The sequence below is a fragment of the Acidiphilium sp. 34-64-41 genome, from assembly GCF_002282635.1.
In the GTDB taxonomy this organism is placed as follows: Bacteria; Pseudomonadota; Alphaproteobacteria; order Acetobacterales; family Acetobacteraceae; genus Acidiphilium; species Acidiphilium rubrum.
In genome coordinates this window covers 1-21,626 of the sequence record NZ_NCJX01000036.1, presented here as the reverse complement: position 1 = coordinate 21,626, position 21,626 = coordinate 1, and the positions used below count along the sequence as shown (strand labels likewise).

At 63.7% G+C, this 21,626-nt stretch carries 19 protein-coding genes and 1 pseudogene; 8 read left to right on the top strand and 12 right to left on the bottom strand.

What is annotated here, in order from left to right:
• The first annotated feature begins 312 nt into the window (after positions 1-312).
• Together ettA and B7X49_RS09550 are read left to right on the top strand one after the other, a co-directional pair.
• Positions 313-1,992 carry an energy-dependent translational throttle protein EttA gene (gene ettA, locus B7X49_RS09555; RefSeq protein WP_286704301.1) on the top strand — a complete coding sequence of 560 codons (1,680 nt, stop codon included), beginning with the start codon at positions 313-315 and terminating at the stop codon, positions 1,990-1,992.
• A 271-nt stretch (positions 1,993-2,263) separates the two neighbouring features.
• Positions 2,264-2,788 carry a GNAT family N-acetyltransferase gene (locus B7X49_RS09550; RefSeq protein ID WP_286704302.1) on the top strand — a complete coding sequence of 175 codons (525 nt, stop codon included), beginning with the start codon at positions 2,264-2,266 and terminating at the stop codon, positions 2,786-2,788.
• A gap of 2 nt (positions 2,789-2,790) precedes the next feature.
• Here the strand turns inward: B7X49_RS09550 and B7X49_RS09545 are convergent, their stop codons facing one another.
• From B7X49_RS09545 to B7X49_RS09495, 11 genes are all read right to left on the bottom strand, one after another.
• Positions 2,791-5,661 (bottom strand): hypothetical protein, encoded by a 2,871-nt coding sequence (locus B7X49_RS09545; protein WP_286704303.1) that lies wholly within the window; start codon positions 5,659-5,661, stop codon positions 2,791-2,793.
• Between the two features lie 326 nt (positions 5,662-5,987).
• The gene (locus B7X49_RS09540; protein ID WP_286704304.1) at positions 5,988-7,262 is read right to left on the bottom strand and encodes a sulfotransferase; all 1,275 of its coding nucleotides are present in this window, start codon (positions 7,260-7,262) and stop codon (positions 5,988-5,990) included.
• 1 nt (position 7,263) lies between these two features.
• Positions 7,264-7,659, bottom strand: coding sequence for a lactoylglutathione lyase (gene gloA, locus B7X49_RS09535; protein WP_029311363.1), 396 nt, complete (start codon positions 7,657-7,659; stop codon positions 7,264-7,266).
• Positions 7,660-7,693: 34 nt separating this feature from the next.
• Positions 7,694-8,515, bottom strand: coding sequence for an LpxI family protein (locus B7X49_RS09530; RefSeq protein WP_286704305.1), 822 nt, complete (start codon positions 8,513-8,515; stop codon positions 7,694-7,696).
• Between the two features lie 240 nt (positions 8,516-8,755).
• Entirely contained in the window at positions 8,756-9,562 is an 807-nt protein-coding gene (lpxA, locus tag B7X49_RS09525) for an acyl-ACP--UDP-N-acetylglucosamine O-acyltransferase (RefSeq protein ID WP_286704306.1), read from the bottom strand.
• A complete protein-coding gene (gene fabZ, locus B7X49_RS09520) occupies positions 9,559-10,059 on the bottom strand; it encodes a 3-hydroxyacyl-ACP dehydratase FabZ (protein WP_029311366.1) in 501 nt (166 codons plus the stop codon). The genes lpxA and fabZ overlap by 4 nt, the downstream gene beginning before the upstream one ends.
• Positions 10,060-10,089: 30 nt before the next feature.
• On the bottom strand, positions 10,090-11,175 hold the full coding sequence (gene lpxD / locus B7X49_RS09515) for a UDP-3-O-(3-hydroxymyristoyl)glucosamine N-acyltransferase (protein WP_286704307.1): 1,086 nt from the start codon (positions 11,173-11,175) through the stop codon (positions 10,090-10,092).
• A gap of 9 nt (positions 11,176-11,184) precedes the next feature.
• Positions 11,185-11,970: an OmpH family outer membrane protein gene (locus B7X49_RS09510; protein ID WP_286704308.1), complete on the bottom strand. Its 786-nt coding sequence runs from the start codon at positions 11,968-11,970 to the stop codon at positions 11,185-11,187.
• Positions 11,971-11,974: 4 nt separating this feature from the next.
• Positions 11,975-14,317: an outer membrane protein assembly factor BamA gene (bamA, locus tag B7X49_RS09505; RefSeq protein WP_286839125.1), complete on the bottom strand. Its 2,343-nt coding sequence runs from the start codon at positions 14,315-14,317 to the stop codon at positions 11,975-11,977.
• Between the two features lie 189 nt (positions 14,318-14,506).
• Positions 14,507-15,484, bottom strand: a complete 978-nt coding sequence (locus B7X49_RS09500) for a cytochrome c oxidase assembly protein (RefSeq protein WP_286704310.1) — start codon at positions 15,482-15,484, stop codon at positions 14,507-14,509.
• Positions 15,481-16,002, bottom strand: coding sequence for an Lrp/AsnC family transcriptional regulator (locus tag B7X49_RS09495; protein ID WP_029311371.1), 522 nt, complete (start codon positions 16,000-16,002; stop codon positions 15,481-15,483). The genes B7X49_RS09500 and B7X49_RS09495 overlap by 4 nt, the downstream gene beginning before the upstream one ends.
• Before the next feature lie 189 nt (positions 16,003-16,191).
• Here B7X49_RS09495 and trxB point away from each other — a divergent pair, with 189 nt between their 5' ends.
• Together trxB and B7X49_RS09485 are read left to right on the top strand one after the other, a co-directional pair.
• Positions 16,192-17,181, top strand: coding sequence for a thioredoxin-disulfide reductase (gene trxB / locus B7X49_RS09490; protein ID WP_408735573.1), 990 nt, complete (start codon positions 16,192-16,194; stop codon positions 17,179-17,181).
• A 64-nt stretch (positions 17,182-17,245) separates the two neighbouring features.
• The gene (locus tag B7X49_RS09485; RefSeq protein ID WP_286704311.1) at positions 17,246-18,133 is read left to right on the top strand and encodes a LysR family transcriptional regulator; all 888 of its coding nucleotides are present in this window, start codon (positions 17,246-17,248) and stop codon (positions 18,131-18,133) included.
• Between the two features lie 3 nt (positions 18,134-18,136).
• On the opposite strand, the gene B7X49_RS09480 is transcribed toward B7X49_RS09485, so the two are convergent.
• Positions 18,137-19,204, bottom strand: coding sequence for a sulfotransferase family protein (locus B7X49_RS09480; protein ID WP_286704312.1), 1,068 nt, complete (start codon positions 19,202-19,204; stop codon positions 18,137-18,139).
• A gap of 184 nt (positions 19,205-19,388) precedes the next feature.
• On the opposite strand from B7X49_RS09480, the gene queE reads away from it, so the two are divergent.
• The 4 genes and pseudogenes from queE to B7X49_RS09460 all read left to right on the top strand — a co-directional run.
• Positions 19,389-20,024 carry a 7-carboxy-7-deazaguanine synthase gene (queE, locus tag B7X49_RS09475; protein ID WP_286704313.1) on the top strand — a complete coding sequence of 212 codons (636 nt, stop codon included), beginning with the start codon at positions 19,389-19,391 and terminating at the stop codon, positions 20,022-20,024.
• On the top strand, positions 20,024-20,380 hold the full coding sequence (locus B7X49_RS09470) for a 6-carboxytetrahydropterin synthase (protein ID WP_286704314.1): 357 nt from the start codon (positions 20,024-20,026) through the stop codon (positions 20,378-20,380). The genes queE and B7X49_RS09470 overlap by 1 nt, the downstream gene beginning before the upstream one ends.
• A gap of 155 nt (positions 20,381-20,535) precedes the next feature.
• Positions 20,536-21,258, top strand: coding sequence for an acetoacetyl-CoA reductase (gene phbB, locus B7X49_RS09465; protein ID WP_029311378.1), 723 nt, complete (start codon positions 20,536-20,538; stop codon positions 21,256-21,258).
• Between the two features lie 164 nt (positions 21,259-21,422).
• A pseudogene (locus tag B7X49_RS09460) lies at positions 21,423-21,626 on the top strand (hypothetical protein); the annotation flags it as partial.

The following is a 21,626-nucleotide window of genomic DNA, read 5'->3' as shown; positions in this document are numbered from 1 at the left end:
AATCGAAGCCCAACTCGCCGCCATCAAGCGCAAACCACGTCTCGTGCAATCATTCTTCAAAGCACCAAATGTCGCCTATATTACCGACTGCTGAGTAAAATACTGGCCGCGGCAAACCGGCCTGGACAAGAGACTTATTGTCCCGAAACGAGGATGATCGGCGATAACCAGACCATACCAGTGGTATAACCGGTCAGCCTTTCCACTTGGTTAACGAAATCGGCGAAGCCTGATTTCGACCGCCGGTTGCCCAACCGGCGCGCTATTCCTATACCGGCCCCAACCCACGCCCTCACCGGACAGGATCAGCCAATGGCCGCTTACCAATACGTCTATGTCATGAAAGACCTCACCAAAGCCTTCCCCGGCGGGCGCGAGGTGTTCAAAGGCATCACCCTCTCGTTCCTGCCCGGCGTGAAGATCGGCGTGCTCGGCGTCAACGGTGCCGGCAAATCGACCCTGCTGAAAATCATGGCGGGCATCGAAAAGGAGTTCGGCGGCGAAGCCTGGGCCGCCGAGGGCGCCACCATCGGCTATCTGTCGCAGGAGCCACATCTCGAGCCGGACCTCACCGTCGGTGACAACGTCGCCCTCGCCTTCGCCGATCTGCGCGCGGCGCTGGCCCGGTTCAACGCGATTTCCGAGGAATTCGCCGAGCCGATGGACGACGACAAAATGAACGACCTGCTGGCCGAACAGGCCATGTTGCAGGAAAAGATCGACGCTGATGACGGCTGGGAGCTCGACCGGCGGATCGACATCGCGCTCGATGCCCTGCGCTGCCCGCCCGCGGAAAGCCCCGTCACCAACCTGTCCGGCGGCGAGCGCCGGCGCGTCGCCCTATGCCGCCTCCTGCTCGAAAAACCCGACCTCCTGCTGCTCGACGAACCGACCAACCACCTCGATGCGGAATCGGTCGCCTGGCTCGAAAAAACCCTGCGCAACTACGCCGGCACCGTGATCGTGGTCACCCATGACCGGTATTTTCTCGAAAACGTCACCAACTGGATCCTCGAACTCGAGCGCGGCCGCGGCTACCCGTTCGAGGGCAATTACACCTCCTGGCTCGAACAGAAGCAAAAACGCCTCTCGCAGGAGGAAAAGGAAGAATCCGGCCGCCAGCGCGCCCTCAAGGAAGAGCGCGAATGGATCGGCGCCTCGCCCAAGGCCCGTCAGGCCAAAAACCAGGCCCGCATCACCCGCTACGAGGATATGCTCGCGAAATCGAACGAGCAGGTCGGCGGGGTCGCGGAAATCATCATCCCACCCGGCCCGCGCCTCGGCGGCACCGTGATCGAGGCGGAAGAGTTGCGCAAAGGCTTCGGCAACCACGTCCTGATCGACGGGCTCTCGTTCAAACTGCCGCCAGGCGGCATCGTCGGCGTGATCGGGCCGAACGGAGCGGGCAAGACCACGCTGTTCAAAATGATCACCGGCGTCGAACACCCCGACGGCGGCACCTTCAAAGTGGGCGACACCGTCAAGCTCGGCTACGTCGATCAGTCACGCGACAGCCTCAACCCGGATAAATCGGTCTGGGAAGAAGTCTCCGGCGGCACCGACGTCATCACCCTCGGCAAACGCTCGGTGCCCTCACGCGCCTATGTCGGCGCCTTCAACTTCAAAGGCTCCGATCAGCAAAAGAAAGTCGGCATTCTCTCGGGCGGCGAACGCAACCGCGTCCACCTCGCCAAAATGCTCAAAGGCGAACACAACGTCATCCTGTTGGACGAACCGACAAATGATCTTGATGTCGATACCTTGAGGGCCCTCGAAGACGCGCTGATGGAATTCCCCGGCTGCGCGGTCATCATCTCGCATGATCGCTGGTTCCTCGATCGCCTCGCCACCCACATCCTCGCCTTCGAAGGCGATAGCCACGTCGAATGGTTCCAAGGCAACTTCCAAGCCTACGAAGAAGACAAACGCCGCCGACTAGGTGCAGACTCGACCGAACCGCACCGGATCAAATATCGCCCGCTGACGCGCTAGGTCGGGGCTGGAACAGAATGGGGCTTCGCCCCAAACCCCACCAGGGGGCTTTGCCCCCTGGACCCCCACCAAAGGCGGAGCCTTTGGAATCCGCTAGTTTTAGGATTGGGGAGGGCGCGGCACGGCGTTGCGACGGCGAAAGCATGGCCGCGCCCTCCCCAATCCTAAAACTAATGGTTCTAAGGGCTAAGCCCTTAGCGAGGTCCAGGGGCAGAGCCCCTGGCGGGGTGTGGGGCGGAGCCCCTGGCGAAAGATCACGCGGAGCCCCGCGATGACCAACCCCACCTGGCGCATCACCACCGCGCGATTACGGCTCGACCCGGTCAGCTGGGCCGACCTCGCCGATCTGGTCGCGTTGAAGACCGACCCACGCGCCTTCGCCCTGATGTTGGGCGGCGTGCGCACCCGCGAACGTGCGGCGGAGGAATTGGCCGAGGACATCGGTTTATGGGGCCGGCATGGCTACGGCATCTGGACCGTGCGCGGTCTGCACACCGGCAATTTCATCGGCATGACCGGGCTGGCGGCGCGCGCGGACGGGCGTGGTGTCGCGCTGCGGTTCGCCCTGTGGCCGGAGGTGCGCGGCGCCGGTCTGGCGCGTGAGGCGGGCGGTGCCGCCTTGCGCTACGGCCATGATCAGGCGCACCTGCCCCGGATCGTCGCCGTGGCGCGCGCCGATAATTTCGCGAGCCGCACGGTGCTGGGCGCCATCGGCATGGTCGAGGTCGAGGGTTTCGTGCGCGACGATGTGCCAATGCTGCTGTACCAGAGCGTGGTACGGCCGCACGATCGCTAGCCTCAGGCCGGAGCGGTCAGACTCTGGGTAGCGAGTTCGATCGCGTGCCGCGTTTTGAGGTTGCCGCCCTCGCTGATCAGCACCCCCCGCTCGGCGTGTGACAGCAAACCATTCGCCTCCGCCTGATCGAGCGTGCCGCTCAGCGCAAGGAAAATCGCGGCTTCGGTCGGTTCGCGCGCAAGCGCGTTGACCTCGTAGAAACGCCCGGTGTGGCCGGCGAGGCGACAGGCGTTCTGCAGCGCCCCGTCGCGTGCGGCGAGCAGGGCCGCGGTTTGCAGGCAGGATATCAGGACGAATTCGATGTTGATATCGGCCAACACCGTCAGCGCTTCGGCCAAAGTGGCGCGGGCCCACGGCATATCGTTCAGCACCATGGCATACGAGGCGAGATTGCTGAGCGAGAACGCCAGATCAATCAGATTGCCGGTCTCACGGCAACTCGTCGCCACCGCGGTGGCCTCCTTGGCGGCACGTTCGGCATCGCCCTGGGCGAACAGGAATTCACCAAGGTTGAGCCCCGCGATCTGGCTATTGACCTGATCGCGAAAGTGCTGGCTGATCGCCAACGATTCATCGAGCAGCGCAATCGCGCGGCGGCTGTCGCCCCCGAAATGGGCGATCACGGCCAACACGTTCAGCAGCCAGGCACGCCGCCGGGTGCGGCCCATGTTCGGCAGGGCGGCCTCCATCAGCGCCACATAGGGTTGCGCGGTTGAGCTATCCTCCGGGCTCATGACACAGATGGCGATGCGCGATGCCGCGAGGGCGATCTCCTCGTCTTTGCCGGCGATCTTGTAGCGGGTCAGCGCATCGAGTGCGTCGCCGACCCGGCGTTTGTCGCCGAACGCACCGCCGCCGACCGTGAACGCGATATCGAGCCCGATGCGCGCGGCAACGCGATCGGGTGTAGCGGCGCCGATGCGGGGGTGTGCGATATGCAACCAGTGGCGCTGTTCCGCGGTCATGCCGGTATCGCGCCACAACTCGCTGGTCAGGCTGACCAGCATGAGGCCGGCGGCGGTGTTGCCGTTGCCGGTATCGGTGATCGAGCCGGGGTCGCGCGGCAAAAAACAGGCAGACGTGCCGAACGCCCAGGCAAGTGCCGCGCGCAGGTTATCGATGTCGCACCGGTAGCGCGCCAGCCATTCATCGGCGCGGCTGGCGGCCCAGCTGCGCTCGCCCTCGCCGTAGTGGCGGATGAGCCAGGCGCATAAACGGTCCATGACGTCGTGCCGAGCGGCGTCGCCCCGCAGTTTTTCAATGGCGTGGCTTCGTACCGTGTCGGCCAGACGATAGCGGGTTTCATCGGACCACCCAGGCACTCTGGTCAGCATCGCCTGATCGATCAGCGCACCCACCAGCTCCGGCACCTGGGACGGCCGCAGGGGGCTCATGCCGATGGTCTCCCGCGCGGCATCGAGCGTGAAACTCCCGCCGAACACTGCAAGCCGGGCGAAGGCAACCCGCTGGTCCGCATTCAAGACCTCGTAACTATTCTCGATCGCACGGTCGAGCGCATGATCGCCGGAGAGGCTACGGCCCGGCGGATCGAGCGGCGGGGCGGCGCTTTGCAACAGGTCGCGTAGCAATTCGCGCAAGGATAGCTGGCGCAGCCGTGCCGCGGCGAGTTCGATCGCGAGCGCCGCGCCATCGAGGCGACGGCAGATCGCTGCAACCATCGCCAGATTGGCCTCGGTGAGCTGGAAATCGGTCACGGCCTGCCGGGCCCGCGCAACGAACAGTCGAATCGCCGGGGCGGCCATGGCGGTGGCGAGCGTAACCTCGTCGTCCTCGGTCGGCATGAAGTGACCGCCGAGCGCCATGCAGTATTCGCCGTCCACCCCGATCGCGGTCCGGCTGGTGGCCAGCACAGTGACGTCACGGCAGCCGCGCAGCAGTTCGGTGGCAAGACTACCCACCTGCCCCGCAAGATGCGCGCAATTGTCGAACACGATCATCAGCCGCTTGTGGCGCAACAGCGAGGGCAGCAGTTCCGCCGCCGTGCGATCCCCACCTAATTTGAAGCCGAGTAGCGTGCACACCGCCTCGGCCACCTGCCCAGCGTCGGACAAAACCCCGACATCGACGAACCACACCCCATCGGGAAACCAGGCCAGATTCTCCGCCCCGCATTGCAGCGCCAGCCGCGTCTTACCGATCCCGCCCAGACCAACGATGCTGATCAGCCGATGGCGATGATGATCGAGCAATTCGCCGAGCACCGCGAGTTCCTGGTTCCGGCCGATGCACAAATTGCTCAGCAGCGGCAAATTGTGCGGCCCACTATCCAACGAGCGCGGCGGCGGGAAATCGGCGCGCAGGTCGGGGTGGGTGAGTTGGTGCACCGCCTCGGGCTCAAGCAGGTCACGCAGTCGGAACCAGCCGAGCCGGTCGATGGTCGCGAACGCCGGCAGTTCGGCGGCATCGACCATCCGCGCGGCGGCCGCCGAAACCAGCACCTGATCGCCATGCGCAATCGCCGCAAGCCGAGCGGCCCGGTTGAGTGCTGCGCCGCCATACTGGTCCCCGACCAATTCCGCCACGCCGGCGTGAATGGCCGCGCGCACCGCCACCCCATCGTTCGAGCCGCGCGCGATAAAGGCGCGTTGCAGTTCGAGTGCCGCCGCAATCGCAGGGCCGACGCTGGCAAACGCGGCGTAAGAGCGCGTGGCAACCGATTTGAACACGCGGCCACCGCGTTCACCGACGATGCGCCCGATCAGCGCTTCATGTCCGGCCAACGACGGCTGCGGTGTACTGGAGCGCGCCGGTGTCGGCGCGGCAATTGTCGTTTCCAGGTCAGCGATCAGGAAGCACACAGTATCCTTGCCTTTGCCGGGCTGGTGGCGCGGAAACGGGATCACTGCAGACAAAAACATCTCTCCTGAGCGCAACGAGACAGAGACCCGATAGGCCTCCAAATTTCGTTACATAAAGGTTTGTATCAGAAATTTAGACAAATGTGTAGAGGTTTCGCCAGCGTATTGCCATCGCTGGACAGCGCATCGATCGTAACCACGCGCGCGTTAATTTCGAGTTACCAACGATTACAACAATCGCCCTGATCAGAGTGCCCAACACAGTTGCGAAGCCTTAGACAAGGTTGATCTGAAATCACAATAAATTGAAATAGAGGATACTATATATGTAATGATTAAACGCCTCAAATATTGACGAACCCCAGGCAAGGGCCGTCGTTTTACGCCGGCAGTTCGACCGGTGCAGCCCGCGTATTGATGCCGAAATAATCCATATACGGCGCGAAATCCGGCCGGAGCCGCTCAGGATTGATCCCAAAATCCGCCATCTGATAGCGGTTGCGGCCATACCCGCCGCGCGGCGCCGCAGCCAGATGCAAGCGCATCGCCGCCGCCGCCGCCGGTGACAGCGTCTCGCCGAAATGACGATAGACAAGGTCCACCGTCGCGACCGGATCACCCGTCAAATCCTCATAGTGCAGGTTGATCAACCGCTCCGGCGGCACCGCGCCACTGCGGTCGAACGCCACCAGCAATTTCGCCCCCTCGATCCAACGCTCCGTCACCTGCCGGCCGATCTCCACCGTATCGATCTCCCGCAAAAACGGCGCCCGCAGCACCTCCGTCATATGCGCGACCGAGGCAAACACATGCACCGGGTCCCGATGCACCACCACGAACCGCGCATCCGGATAGGTCGCCAGAATCGCCGGAATCGAAAACGTATGGTCAGGACATTTCAGCGCCCAGAATTTCGCCCCCACCCCATGCTGCAACGCCTGCAAATACCGCTTGTGAAACGCAAACGCCGCATCATGGCCAAACCCATCGAGCCATGTCGTGTAGGATGGCACCCGGAACGTCGTATCGAACCGCAGCGACTGGAACACATGCGCGGTAATCTCGCTGCACTCCTGCGGACTGTCCGCATCGATCGGATGAATCGCCGGAAAATCCGGCGCCATCCCCGCGAAAATATCCAACTGCCGGTCCGTCTTGCGCGCCGCCGCACTCCCCCGCTTGTCGAAATCGCGCGGCCGCGGCGCCGGATACAGCGTCTGCCACACCCGCGGCACCATCACGTCCGGATCATAGCCAAGCAGCGTATGCAAAAAACTGGTGCCCGACCGCGGCAACCCCATAATGAACAGCGGCGCCACCACCGGCGCCGCCCCGATGGCTGGCGTCTCCGCATGCATCCGCTCGATCAGCGCGGCATTGCGGGCCAGCCGGGTCAGATCATACCGCACCGAAACCCGCCCGAACAACGAAAAATGCGTCTCGCGCGCCATCGCCTCGGTCAGCCGCGCCAAACCCTCCCGCGCCGCGCCATCGAGCGAAACCCCCGCCGCCCGCGCAATGCCATCCGCCGTCACCGCCGGCCAATGGCGCGGCACCACCGCCTCCAGCGCGCCAAACCCCGCCGACAAAGCCCGAAACGACAGGCTCTTGCCCTGCCGCAACGCGGGAATCGGCGGAACCGGCGCGGTGCTCATCTCAGTGGCGCTCGATCAGCTCGATCTTGTAGCCGTTCGGGTCCTCGATGAACGCAATCACCGTGGTGCCGAACTTCACCGGGCCCGGCTCGCGCGAAATCTTCGCCCCCGCCGCCCGCAGTTTTTCCACAGTCGCCTTGATGTCCGCCACACCCAGCGCGAGATGGCCGAACGCCGTGCCCTGATCGTAATGATCGGTGCCGTAATTATAGGTCAGCTCAAGCACCGTGTGGTCCTTCTCGCCACCATACCCCACGAACGCCAGCGTATACTTGCCGTCCGGCACATCAGTCCGGCGCAACTCCTTCATCCCCAGCAACTTGGTATAAAAGCCGATGCTCTCCTCCAGGTCGTTCACCCGGATCATCGTGTGCAGATATTGAAACTCGCCGCTCATTCTGGTTTCCCTTTCCAACGATTATGACCCACGATCACACAGACGTCGGATCGATGCCGAGCAGGAATACCCCCCCCGCATCCGCCGACGCAACCATCGCCGCGCGCTCGATAAATATGGCGCCCAACGCCTCGAATGCCACACCGCGCAACCCAGCCTCACGCGCCCCGGCAATCGTCGCCGGCCCCAACGTCGGCAAATCCGCCCGCCGATCCTGCCCCGGCTTCACCAGCTTGACCAACACCCCGCCCGGCCCCGGCCGCGCCAAAGCCGCCGCACGATCCAACATCGCATCCGTGCCCTCAACCGCCTCGACCGCCAGCACAATCCCCTGCTGCACAACACAAGCCTGGCCGACATCCGCCACACCCATCGCCCGCACCACCGCAACACCCCGCGCAATATCCGCCAACGCCGCCGCATCCGGCCCCACCCGCGTCAGCAAACCCGCCGGCGCCAAAACCTCCGCCATCACCTCATGCGCCCCCAGAACCCGAAACCCCTCCTCCCCCAGAACCCGCACAATCGCCGCCAGAAACCCGTCATCCCCCGCAAACGCCGCCCGCCCGACCCGCGCCAGCAACCGCGCCCCCACCGCATCCGGCCGCAAATCCAGCAAAGATGGCCGCTTCACCGGCCCCGCCAACACCAAATCCACACACCCCGCCCGCCGCAACGCCGCCACCGCCACACCCACCGCACCCAACCGCACCACCTCATGCGGAAACCCACCAACCACCCGCAAATCCGCATACCCCTCCAACGCCACCACAAAAACGCCACGCCCCGCCGCAAGCGCCGCCAACGCGACCTGACCGGGCAACGGACCACCGCCGGCGATGATGCCCAGGGTCATGGGGTGGGGTTCGGTGAGCAAGAAGGCCAAGGGGCTCTGCCCCCTGGACCCCCGTTAAAGGCGAGGCCTTTAAAATCCATTAGTTTTAGTAAGGGGGAGGGCTGTCCAGGCAATCGCCCTCGAAAATCCCGTGCCGCGCCCTCCCCCTTACTAAAACTAGCGGGTTCTAAGGGCTCCGCCCTTAGTGGGGGTCCAGGGGGCAAAGCCCCTCGCCTTGCTTCCTCACCCCACCCCACCCCGTCACCCCTCAGCGTCGTCAGCGGCGGTGGTCGTCGTCCGGATCAGGCCGCGTTTGCCGGGGTTGGCGGCGAAGGCGAGGATTTCGGTGGTGTGGGGGTCATGGGGTTGCGATTGCAGGGTTGCGAGGCGTTCCTGGAACGGGTGGGTGCAATCGCGGAACAGGGCGTTGAAGGTGGCGCGCATGTGGTGGATGGTGGCGTGATCGATGTTACGCCGGCGCAGCCCGATGATATTGAGGCCGGCGAGCCGGGCGCGGTTGCCGATGATCATGCCGTAGGGGATCACATCGGCTTCGACGCCGGACATCCCGCCGATCATCGCCCCTTGGCCGATCCGGACGAACTGGTGGATGGCGGCGGCGCCGCCGATGATGGCGCGGTCGGCGATTTCGACGTGGCCGCCCATGACGACGTTATTGGCGATAACGATGCCGTTGCCGAGCTGGCAGTCATGGGCGACGTGCACGGCGGTCATCAGCAGGCAATCGTCACCGACGCGGGTGATACCGCCGCCGGGTGCGGTGCCGCGGTTGATGGTGGCGTGTTCGCGGATGGTGCAGCGCGCGCCGACGATGGTTTCGGTATCTTCGCCTTTATATTTCAGGTCCTGCGGTGCCATGCCGATGGTGGCGAACGGAAAAACCTTGGTCCCTTCGCCGATGCTGGTGCGGCCATCGACCACGACGTGCGAGACCAGATCGACGCCATCGGCGAGGATGGCACCGGGGCCGACCATGCAGAACGGGCCGATATGGACGCGCGCGCCGATTTTGGCGTTCGGGTCGACGACCGCGAGGGGGTGGATCATGTGTGGTCGGCTTTCTGATCCATAATCATAGCGGCGTAGGTGGCTTCGGCGACGGCGACGCCATCGACCCGGGCGACGGCGTGGAATTTCCACACATTGCCGCGGTTGCGCTCTTTAACAACATGGATGCGCAGCGTATCGCCGGGCACAACCGGGCGGCGGAATTTCGCCCCTTCGACCGACATGAAATACACGATCTTGCCGGCCTCCGACGGACCGAGCGTTTCAACCACCAGCACCGCGGCGGTCTGGGCCATGCTTTCGATGATCAGCACGCCCGGCATCACGGGGTGACCGGGGAAGTGGCCCTGGAAGAAGTTTTCATTGACCGAGACGTTCTTGACCCCGACCGCCGAGACGTTTTCGACCAGTTCGACCACGCGATCGATCAGCAGGAACGGATAGCGATGCGGAATCGCGTGCAAGATGCCGGCGATATCGATGGTGCGGCCGGCTGGTGTGGCCGGCGCGCTGCTGTCTGGTGTGGTGCCGTCCATCGGGATGGATCCGTATTTCCTGTGAGTGGTTCAGTCGCCGGTGGGTTGGTCCGGCTTGGCGTCAGAATGCCGCATTCTGTCGCGCCGCGCAAAGCGGCGGATCATGGCGACTTCGCGGAAGAAGGCTTTGGCGGGCTGTGCCGGGCTGCCGAGCACTTCGACTCCCGCATCCAAATTACTCATCACCCCGGCCTGCGGACCGATCCGCGCGCCTTTGCCGATGCGCAGATGGCCCGAGAACGCGGCCTGACCGGCGGCGACCACGAAATCCTCGATGATGGTGGACCCCGAAATCCCGACCTGGGCGACAATGATGCAGCAGCGGCCGAGCTGAACATTATGACCCACCTGCACCTGGTTATCGATGCGGGTGCCGGCGCCGATGATGGTATCCTGCGCCGAGCCGCGATCGATCGTGGTATTGGCGCCGATATCGACATCGTGGTGGATCAGCACCCGGCCGAGCTGCGAAACACTGACGAAGCCGGTGGGCGACTGCGCAAAGCCGAACCCATCCTGGCCGATCCGCACGCCCGGATGCAGCGTGACCCGATCGCCAATGATCGCATACCCGATCGAGACATGCCCGGCGATGCGGCAATCCGCACCGATGATCACGCCCGCAGTCACAACGCTATGCGGCCCGATGATGCTGCGCGGCCCGATTTCCACGCGCGGCCCGATGATGGCGTACGGGCCAATCTCGGCGGTGGCGTCGACCCGCGCGGTCGGATCGATGATCGCGGTAGGGTGAATGCCGGGGTTGGCCGGCGGCAGTTTATGAAACAGCCCACCGGCCTTGGCCCAGGCGAGGTAGGGGTGCGCAACCGGCAGCGCGAGGCTCTGCGGGCCGAGCCGATCCGCAAGCTCAGGCAGCAGAATAACGGCGCCGGCCCGGGTTTCGGCCAGCAGATTGAGGTATTTGCGATTATCGAGAAAGCTGATCTCGTCCGGCCCCGCGCTTTGCAGCGGCGCGATGCCGCGAAACATCCGCTCGGGCGTGCCGGTGGGTGCCGCCGCATCGATCGCGGCGGCAACCTCGGCCAGGGTGAACGGGCCGGAGCGCGGAAAAAACCGTGGGTCGCCCGGCAGCCCGGCGCCGGCCGTATCAGTCATGATCAGCCCTTATTTTTTGGCTGGCGCATTGGCCATTTTGGGAACCACGGCCGGCGGCACCGCCACCGACGGCAGAATGGTATTCAGATGCGCCGCGACTTCCTTGGAGATGTCGAACCCGTTGACGTTCAGCGCCACCTGCGAGCGGTGCAGCACCAGGTTCATGCCATGCGCCTGCGCGACCTGGCGGATCACGGCGATGAGGGTGGATTCGATTTTCCCGAGCGCGCCTCGGGCCGAAACCTCGATCGCGAGGTTGCGGTTATGGAAATCGACCTGCGCTTCCTCGATCTCGCGCTGCAGCGCCTGTTCCTTGGTCGCCAACGCGGCCTTGGACAGTTTGGCCTTCTCGCCGGTGATGGTCTTCTGCTCGCCCTCCCATTTCTGCTGGTCGGCCTGGGCCTCGGCGGCGAGTTTCTGGCGCCGCGCCTCGATGATTTTCTCGACACCCTGTGCGGCGGTCGATTGCTGCATCACCTCCGGCACCGAGAGCACGCCCATCACCGGCGCGGGTGGCGCGTTTTCCTTGGGCAGCGCGGGCAACTGGGGAATTGGCGGCAGTTTCTGCGGCGGAATCGCCTGGGTACCGGGCTGCTGGCCCTGTTCCGGCATACCCTGCTGCTGTTGCTGGATCATCGGCTGGGCACGAACCGGCACCGAATGGCTGACCGGCGGTGCCTTGGGGTGCGGAATGAAAAAGCCCTGGCCATTGCTGCTCTGGGCATGACCGATGCCAAGGCCGAACAGAACGGCCGGCAGAACCAAGCCCAGGCGAAGCGAAGAAACTCGTGTCACGATATTAGAACCTCGTACCGAAGGAAACGCGGAATTGCTCGATCTGGTCGTATTTATACTTTTTGATCGGCTGGGCGAAGGAAAGGTCGATCAGCCCGAACGGTGTGTTCCAGGCCACACCGATACCGGCGGAAATGCGCGGGGCGGCGTTGTCGTACAGCCCCAGGGCCTTGCCGTTCACCGAGATCGGACTCACGCCCGAAAGGCTGCCGATATCGGTGAAGGCAAAGCCCGACACACCCAGATCAGGCGACACCGGCAGCGGAAAGTGCAGCACGGTATCCTGGGTATAGATGAATTTGCCGCCCAAACTGTCGCCATACAGCGTATCATGCGGCCCGGCGCCGCCGGTCTGGAAACCAAGCAGGCTATCGCCACCGAGGAAGAACCGGTCAGCAATCAGCGATTTATAACCCAGAATATCGACGAGGTCGCCAACATGCCCGTCGAATTCGAGCACCCAGGCCTTGCTGCCGAAATACCGCGCGAGCGGAATGTAATACGCCCCGCGCGCCTGCAGGCGGACATATTTCGCGCTGCCGCCCAGCCCGGCAAAATCGCCCGAGAGCGAGAGCAGCCCGCCAGAGGTCGGGTCGAGTCGGTCGTTGCGATAATCGAACGTCAGCGTGGTGCCGAGCTGCGACAGGCTCGATGAACCTTGCTCGTTCAGAATGTAAAGGCTGGCGCCGGTCGCGATGTTATAAATGTCACGCGTGCTGATCGTGTAGGTGAACGCCTGGCTGACGTGCTGGTTATAGCGGAACCCGAGCCGCAGATCGCCGCCGATCGAGCGTTCACTGAACACATAGGACGTCGTATTGGCGGTATCGGTGCGGAACAGATCGAACCCGGCGATCAGATTACGCCCGAGGAAATACGGGTTGGTGACGCCAAGGTTGAACTGCGTGCCCTTCTGCGCCAGCAGCGCGCTGATCGAAGCCTCGATGCCGGTGCCCAGAAAATCGCTCTGGCTGAGCCCGACGTTGACCAACGCACCCAGATCGGTCGAATACCCGCCGCCGAGCGAGAACTGCCCGTTCGCCTGTTCGCCGATCCCGACGTCGAGGTTGACCCGGTCAGGCTGCTGCGTCGGCACCGGCTTGATCGAGATGTCTTTTTTCTTGAAGAACCCCAGGTTTTCCAGATTGTCCTTGGATTGCTTCACGGCTTGTTCGTTATAGGCATCGCCCGGCGCGAGTTCGATTTCGCGGCGGATCACGCTATCCTCGGTGCGGGTATTCCCGCTGATCGACACATTGTCCACATAAACCCGCGGCCCTTCGATGACGCGGAAGGTCAGCGCGATGGTGTGGTCCTTGTGGTTTTCCTTCACATCCGGCTCGACCTGCGCAAACGCGAAGCCGCGGTCCTGCACATAGGTGGAAATCGATTTATCGGCCGCCTGCAACGCATCGCCGTCGAAAATATCGCCTTTTTCAATCGGCACCAGCGGCCGCAACTGCTTGCCCGGCAGTTTCCGCAGCGACGAGACCACCTGCACCGACCCGATGCGATAGCGCGGCCCTTCATCGACCACGAAGGTCAGATAAAACGATTTCCGATTGGGCGCGAGCTGCGCTGTGGCGCTGACAATCTTGAAATCGGCATAGCCGTGATGGAAATAGAACCGGCTGAGCAGGGATTCGTCGTACTTCACCCGCTCGCTGTTGTACTGATCGGAATCCGACAAAAACCGGTACCACGCATCCTGGCGCGACGAAATCACCTCGCGCAGCTTGCCCTGGCCATATTCATGATTGCCGATGAAATTGATCCGGCTGATCAACGTCTGCGTGCCGTCGTGGCATTTGAACACGACGTTGACGCGATTTTCCGGCAGCTTGACGATTTCGGGCACCACGGTCGTGCTGTAATGGCCGCGCTTGGCATACAGCCCCAAAATCGCCTTGGTCGCCGTCGCCGCATCGCCGGCGGTGAACACCGACCCCGGCTTGAGCGCGATGGCGCCCTTCATGTCCTTGTCCTTGACGACCGAATTGCCCTCGAAGAACACCTGATTGACGATCGGGTTTTCCTTGACCTTCACCATCAGATCATTGCCCTGGCGGGTGATCGAAACGGTCTTGAACAGCCCGGTCGCGTACAGCGTCTTGAGGCTCAGATCCATCCGCCGCGCGCTGAACGCATCACCCGGCTGCAGCAGAATATACGATCGGATGGTGCTGGCATCGATCCGCTGATTGCCCGAAACATCGACCGCCGCAATCGTGCCGCCGGTCGCCTCGCGGGTCTGGCCGGCCGCATGAGACGCAGCCGTGCGCGTCGCCGCGACGGCGGATTGTGTGGCGGGCGCCAGAACGCTTGGCACCAGGCACGCCGAGGTCATCAAAGCCAACCGCAGTCGCCGCAAGGATAATCTCCTAAACGAACCCAGATCATGAAACCCGATGCAAAGGCCAACCCTCGCACCGTATCGACATGCGGCCTAGCCGCTACCGCCGCCATCCGCAAGGGCATCACCGGGCGGTGATGGCACAAAGTTTGTTGCACACTGCGTCGTTTTAAGCGGCCCGGCTCACCGCCCGGTCCATTTCGCCTCGATCACCCGGGCACCCGGCGGGATCGGCGTTTCCCGGGTTTCCTTATCCTCGTTCTTGCGGATCGCATTGAGCAGCACGAACAGCACCGCGGTGTTGAGCAGGCCGGGCGGGATCCATTCGATCATCCCGCCGATCAACTGGTCCTGAATCGGCGAAATCGACGGATACAGCCGGCCGCACAAATCATAAAAATCATAGTAACTGATGCCCGACAGCGCGACCGTCGCGGCCACCAAAATCTGCGGAAACATGGTCAGAAAGCCGCAGACCATGCGCGTCAAATAACTATAGCCCGCCTCGGCGCGCGGCCGCGGGTCGATCACCACCAGCCAGAACAGCAGCCCGGCCAGCAGCATCACCAGATTCATCACCGCATACAGCGGCGGGTTGATCATCGCCGCGAAATCGACCGCCGGCAGCAGCCACACATCGGTCACCGCAATCGAAATCACCGCCGCAACCACCGGGTTGCGCAACACCGCGATCGGCCGGCGCAACCACCGATGCCCCGCGACCCCGATCAATTCCGCCGGCACACCCGCCGCCAGCACATCGCGCGGCCAGGCGAACGCGATCAGAAACGGCGCGAACACCCCCAGCGTCATCTGTTGCAGCCGGTTCAGAAAGAACATGTGCTGGGCAGCGTATTCGAAATGGGTCTGCGCCACGAAATAGATCGCCCCGACCCCGCTGAAATACGCAATCCGCCGCCACAGCGCCGGCCACGCGCCCCGCGCCGTCCGCTGCAACCCCCGCGCGTACCAGAAACCGAACAAAATCGTGCCGGCAAAGATCGGGATATTGAAAATGAACGGCGCCAGATACGGCAGATCCGCCGGCAGATACCGGCTTGCCAGATCGAGCAGCCCACCCGCGATCACAATGGCAATCACCGCGCGGCGATCGACCGTATCGAACCGATGAAACCCCGGCCGATCGAGCGCCCCGCTCAAATCGGCACGCCCGCCAGCACCCGGCTGGTGCGAATGGTCTGCAACGTCTGCACCCGTGTCACATTATCCGCACCGGTGAGCTGTTCGGTCAGCCGGTTCTCATGCGCCGCATCGCGCGCCACGAATTTCAACAGAAAATCACCACCACCCCTAATCATGTGGCATTCCCGCAGCTCCTCCCACGAACCGACCAGCTGTTCGAACGCGTCGAGCACGCTCTGCCGCTGGCTATCGAGCCCGACGATCGCGAAAAACTGGATTTGCCACCCGAGTTTCTGCGGGTCGGTCTCGGCATGATACCCCTTGATCAACCCGGCTTCCTCAAGCCGGCGCACCCGGCGCAGGCAGGGCGGCGGCGAAATCCCGGCGCGGCTCGCCAGTTCCACATTGGTCATCCGCCCGTTGCCCTGCAATTCGGTCAGGATGCGGCGGTCGATCTCATCGAGCTGCGGCACCTCATTGGCGCGTGCCTGGGCGGTCGAATTGGTTGCGTTCGTGTTGGCCGAGCTAAACGGCATGGATATCACCGGTGACAGAGTTGTACGCGTAATATAATTGCATATCGACGGTCTGTGAAAGGGTTCAAGACCACCGGGGCCGCGTCTCGCCGCTTGTGTGGCGCGATGCAACCTCGATATGATATGAAACTGGTCGAAAACTTGGCACATATAGGGGCCGGGTACCAAATCGGGATCTGAGTGAGGGTTATGGCGAATACGGGTACGATCAATTTGGCGGCGGCGGTCAGCACGCGGGTTCTGATCATCGGGGCAGGGCCGGCCGGCTACACGGCCGCCATCTACGCCGCGCGCGCCAACCTCGCCCCCGTGCTGGTCGCCGGGCTGCAACCGGGCGGCCAGCTCACCATCACCACCGATGTCGAAAATTACCCCGGCTTCGCCGATGTCATCCAAGGCCCCTGGCTGATGGAGCAAATGGAAGCGCAAGCCCGCCACGTCGGCACCCGGATCGATCACGACATCATCACCAGCGTCGATTTCACCACACGCCCGATGCAGGCGGTCGCCGATTCCGGCACGATCTACCTGGCCGATGCCATCGTCATCGCCACCGGCGCCCAGGCGCGCTGGCTCGGCCTGCCCTCCGAACAGACCTATCAGGGCGCCGGCGTCTCCGCCTGCGCCACCTGCGATGGCTTCTTCTATCGCGGCAAGACCGTCGCGGTGGTCGGCGGCGGCAACACCGCGGTCGAGGAAGCGCTCTACCTCACCCATCATGCCAGCAAAGTGATCCTGATCCACCGGCGCGGCGTGCTGCGCGCGGAAAAAATCCTCCAGGACCGCCTGTTCAAAAACCCGCAAATCGACGTCATCTGGGATCACGCGGTCGATGAAATCCTCGGCGCCGGCTCACCCGCCGTCGTCACCGGTGCCCGCCTGCGCCACACCGAAACCGGCGCGCACCGCGACATCGCGGTCGATGGCGTGTTCATCGCAATCGGGCACGATCCCGCCACCAGCCTGTTCCGCGGCAAGCTCGATATGGACGCCGAAGGCTACATCACCACGGTGCCCGGCAGCACCCGCACCTCGTCCCCCGGCGTGTTCGCCGCCGGCGACGTGCAGGACCGCATCTTCCGCCAGGCCGTCACCGCCGCAGGCTCCGGCTGCATGGCAGCCCTCGAGGCAGAAAAATTCTTGGCCGAACACGCGCAAATCGAACGGCGCGCGGCGTGATCGGCATAACGGGCGGTCATACAAGCACCGCAACAGGGGACGCTTCATCGTGACAGGGAATCATATGGATTGGGACAAGCTGCGGGTGTTTCACGCGGTCGCCGAGGCCGGTAGCTTCACCCACGCGGGCGATACGCTGAACCTGTCGCAATCGGCGGTCTCCCGCCAGATCTCGGCACTCGAGGAAGCCCTCTCGGTGCCGCTGTTCCACCGCCACGCGCGCGGCCTGATCCTCACCGAGCAGGGCGAACAGCTCAACCGCACCGTGCGCGAGGTCTTCGCCAAACTCCAGATGACCGAAGCCCTGCTGACCGAAAGCAAGGACCGCCCGGCCGGCCGCCTGAAAGTCACCACCACCCATAGTTTCGGCGTCGCCTGGCTCGCCCCCAGGCTGAAAACCTTCCTCAATCAATACCCCGACGTCAGCATGACCCTGCTGCTCGACGATACCGATCTCGACCTCGCGATGCGCGAAGCCGACGTCGCCATCCGCATGCACCCGCCCCGCCAGCCCGATCTGGTGCAGCGCTCGCTCGGTGAAATCCGCTGGCAGATCTTCGCCTCCGAAGACTATCTGAAAACCGCCGGCAACAAGCCCGAACGCCCCGAAGATCTCGATCAGCACCGCCTGATCCTGTTCGGCGATCGCAAACCACCGGTCAGCGACGTCAACTGGCTCGCCGGCCTCGGCCGGGCCGATGGCGCCGCCGCCCGCGCCGGCGCGCTCGAAGTCAACTCGCTGCAAGCCATGCTGATCGCGATCAAAAGCGGCCTCGGCATCGGCGCCGTGCCGGAATATCTCGCCGAAGACACCACCGGCATGGTCCGCCTGCTGCCCGAAGCCAAAACCCCGAAAATCGACATGTTCTTCGTCTACCCCGAAGAACTCCGCAACTCGAAACGCGTCGGCGTCTTCCGCGACTTCCTGGTCCACGAAATCGGTCGGCGCTAGCCGCTACCCCTCACCATCACCGCGCGCGCCGGCCGCCCCCACCAGCCGGCGCAGCGCGGCGATCCATCGTGGCAACCGCCCCGGCCGCGCCGCCGGCACCAGCGCCGCCAACCGGTCGATCTCCCGGCGCAAATCCTCGATCACCGCATAACGCTCCACCGCCGCGTCGATCCAATGCTGCAAATCCCCCGCCTGCTTGGCCAACGCCGCCTCGATCGGCGCGATCACCGGCCCGAAATACGCCTCGCCGATCGCAACGTCCGCCGCAACCCGATCCATCAACGCCCCATCCGGCTCATCCCCCGCCGCTGCCGCCACCAGCCAGTCGAACACCGGCGCCACCCCGGCAATCATCGCCGCACCATCACCATCGTCCCCGGCGACCGCGTGATGCCGCAAATCCGCCGATAAAAACGCCTCGATCGCGCCCGCATCCGCACCCGCCAGCCAATCCGCCCCGGCCACCGCGCCAATCCGCCGCACCACGACCCGCCAATCCGTCATCAACTGATCATAGGTCACGAAACACCGCACCAACCCGCGCGACTCCCGCTCCGCCACCAGCACATGGCTTCGCCACAGCGCCTGCGCCCGCCCCGCATCGAACCCCTCGCGCCGATGGAGCGACGCCGCCACCTCCAGCGGATGTCGCACCGGCACCACCACGCGCGGCGCAATTCCCAGCGCCGCCAGCACCGGCAGCCACAACGGCAACAACCGGCACAGCCGCGGATCCTTCACCACGAACACCGCCGCATCCCGATATTCCGCCACCAGCAGCGCCGCCAACCGTTCGCGAAACGGCACCGCCGCCGCGCTGTCGAACCAATCCACCGGCATCCCGCGCACATCGCGCCACGACGAACCCATCGCCGCCAGCACCTCGTCATGCAGATCAACCAGCGCCTGCGGCTCCCAGAACCCGGTCTTGTTGTCCCCCGCCGCCGGCGGCATCAGCGTCGCCGGCAAATCCGCACCACACAGTGAAATCACCCGCGTCAGCGCCGACGTGCCGCTCCGATGCATCCCAAGCACCAATATCGCCTGCCGAAACCCGCCCGCCTGATCCATCCCGCCATCTTGCCCAACCGCGCCCCCCGATCAAGCTTCCCGATCAAGCATACCCCGACCAAGCGTCCCCCTATCAAGCGTCCCCCTATCAAGCGTCCCCCTATCAAGCGTAATGGAAGCAATGCGCCAAACCGGTCGCCAAACCGCGCGGATTGCGATAGTCCGCAGCCATGAGCGGTCGCGCATGACATACAGCGTCAAGGAAATCTTCCTCACCCTGCAGGGCGAAGGCAGCAACGCCGGCCGCGCCGCCGTGTTCTGCCGCTTCGCCGGCTGCAATCTATGGACCGGCCGCGAAGCCGACCGTACCACCGCCACCTGCCAGTTCTGCGACACCGATTTCATCGGCACCGATGGCACCGGCGGCGGCAAATTCCCCGACGCCGCCAGCCTCGCCGCTGCCATCCGCGCCGCCTGGACCGCACCCACCACCGCCCACGCCCTCGTCGTCATCACCGGCGGCGAACCGCTGCTCCAACTCGATGAACCGCTGATCGCAGCCATCCACCGCCAGGGCTTCAGCATCGCCGTCGAAACCAACGGCACCATCACCCCGCCACCCGGCATCGACTGGCTCTGCGTCAGCCCCAAAGCCCGCGCCCCCCTCGCGCTCAGCCAGGGCGATGAACTCAAACTCGTCTACCCCCAACCCGAAGCCATGCCCGAACGCTTCACCAGCCTCGATTTCAAAACCTTCCTCCTCCAGCCGATGGACGGGCCAGACCGCACCGCCAACACCCAAGCCGCCATCGCCTACTGCCAAACCCACCCAAAATGGCGCCTCTCGATGCAGACCCATAAATACCTGGGCATCCCCTGATGTTCGAAATCACCAAAGACTTCCGCTTCGAAGCCGCCCACACTCTCAACCGCACGATCGAAACCGAATCGAGCCGCCGCATCCACGGCCACTCCTACCGCGCCACCATCACCCTGCGCGGCACCCCCGGCACCTCCGGCATGATCATGGATTTCGGCATCCTGAACACCCACATCGCCACCCTGCGCGACATCCTCGACCATCGCTTCCTCGATGAAGTCCCCAACCTCGGCCCCGCCACCCTCGAAAACCTCGCCGCGTTCATCTGGCGCACCCTCCACCCCGCCTGCCCCGGCCTCGCTCGCGTCGCGGTGTTTCGCGATAGCGAAGGGGAGTCTTGCACCTATGAGGGTTAAGGAAGGGTTCTTTTTTGCAAAAAAGAACCAAAAAACTCTCTTTAATTTGGTGAGGGGCGCATCTTGGCTGCGGGCACGCCTCGATTGAGCCGGGTCATTTACAGCCACCCCTGATCGGGTCCAAACTACGCTGAATACATTGTGGGGGAAACAAAATGTCGCGAATCGCACTCGTCACCGGTGGCACACGCGGAATCGGCGCCGCCATCAGCGTGGCCCTGAAAGCCGCCGGCCGCACCGTCATCGCGAGCTACGCCGGTAACCAGGCCGCCGCCGAAAACTTCACCGAAGTCCACGGCATCGAAGCCATGAAATTCGACGCCTGCGACTTCGACGCCTGCGCCACCGCCGTCGCCAGCATCACCAGCCGCCTCGGACCCATCGAAATCCTGGTCAACAACGCCGGCATCACCAAAGACGGCACCATGTCCCGCATGTCCCGCGATATGTGGGACGCCGTGATCGACACCAACCTCGGCTCCTGCTTCAACCTCTGCAAAGCCACATTCGACGGCATGAAAGCCAAAAAATTCGGCCGCGTCGTCAACATCGGCTCAATCAACGGCCAGGCCGGCCAATACGGCCAGGTCAACTACGCCGCCGCCAAATCCGGCATCCACGGCTTCACCAAAGCCCTCGCCCAGGAAGGCGCACGCTACAACATCACCGTCAACGCCATCGCACCCGGCTACGTCGATACCGACATGGTCCGCGCCGTACCCCCCGACGTGCTGGAAAAAATCATCGCCAAAATCCCCGTCGGCCGCCTCGGCCACGCCGAAGATATCGCCCGCGGCGTCGTCTTCCTCACCGCCGACGACGCCGATTTCGTCACCGGATCGACACTCTCGATCAACGGTGGACAACATATGTATTGAGCAGGCTACGTCAGGAGTAAGACTTCTTTTTTGTAAAAAAGAAGCAAAAAACTTTTATTAATCTGGGACTTGGGCTTGGGGCTAAAATAGCCCCGGCCCAATAGCTAACAATAATTCTAACAAAATGCTTTCCCACCCCCCGTCCCGCGTCCTATCATCCTCGCGTGTCAGCAACCCCAGCCAATCCCCCGTTCGTCATCCGCTGCTTCATCGTCATGATGAACGCGCTGTGCGACACCGTGGCCGAACACGGCCCGGCCGGCTACGTTCCCGTCCCGATGGTCAATCTGATCTGGACCCGCCTGCAAAACCTCACCACCCGCTTCCTCGCCGCCCTCGCCCGCGGCCCCATCCCACCCCGCGCCAAA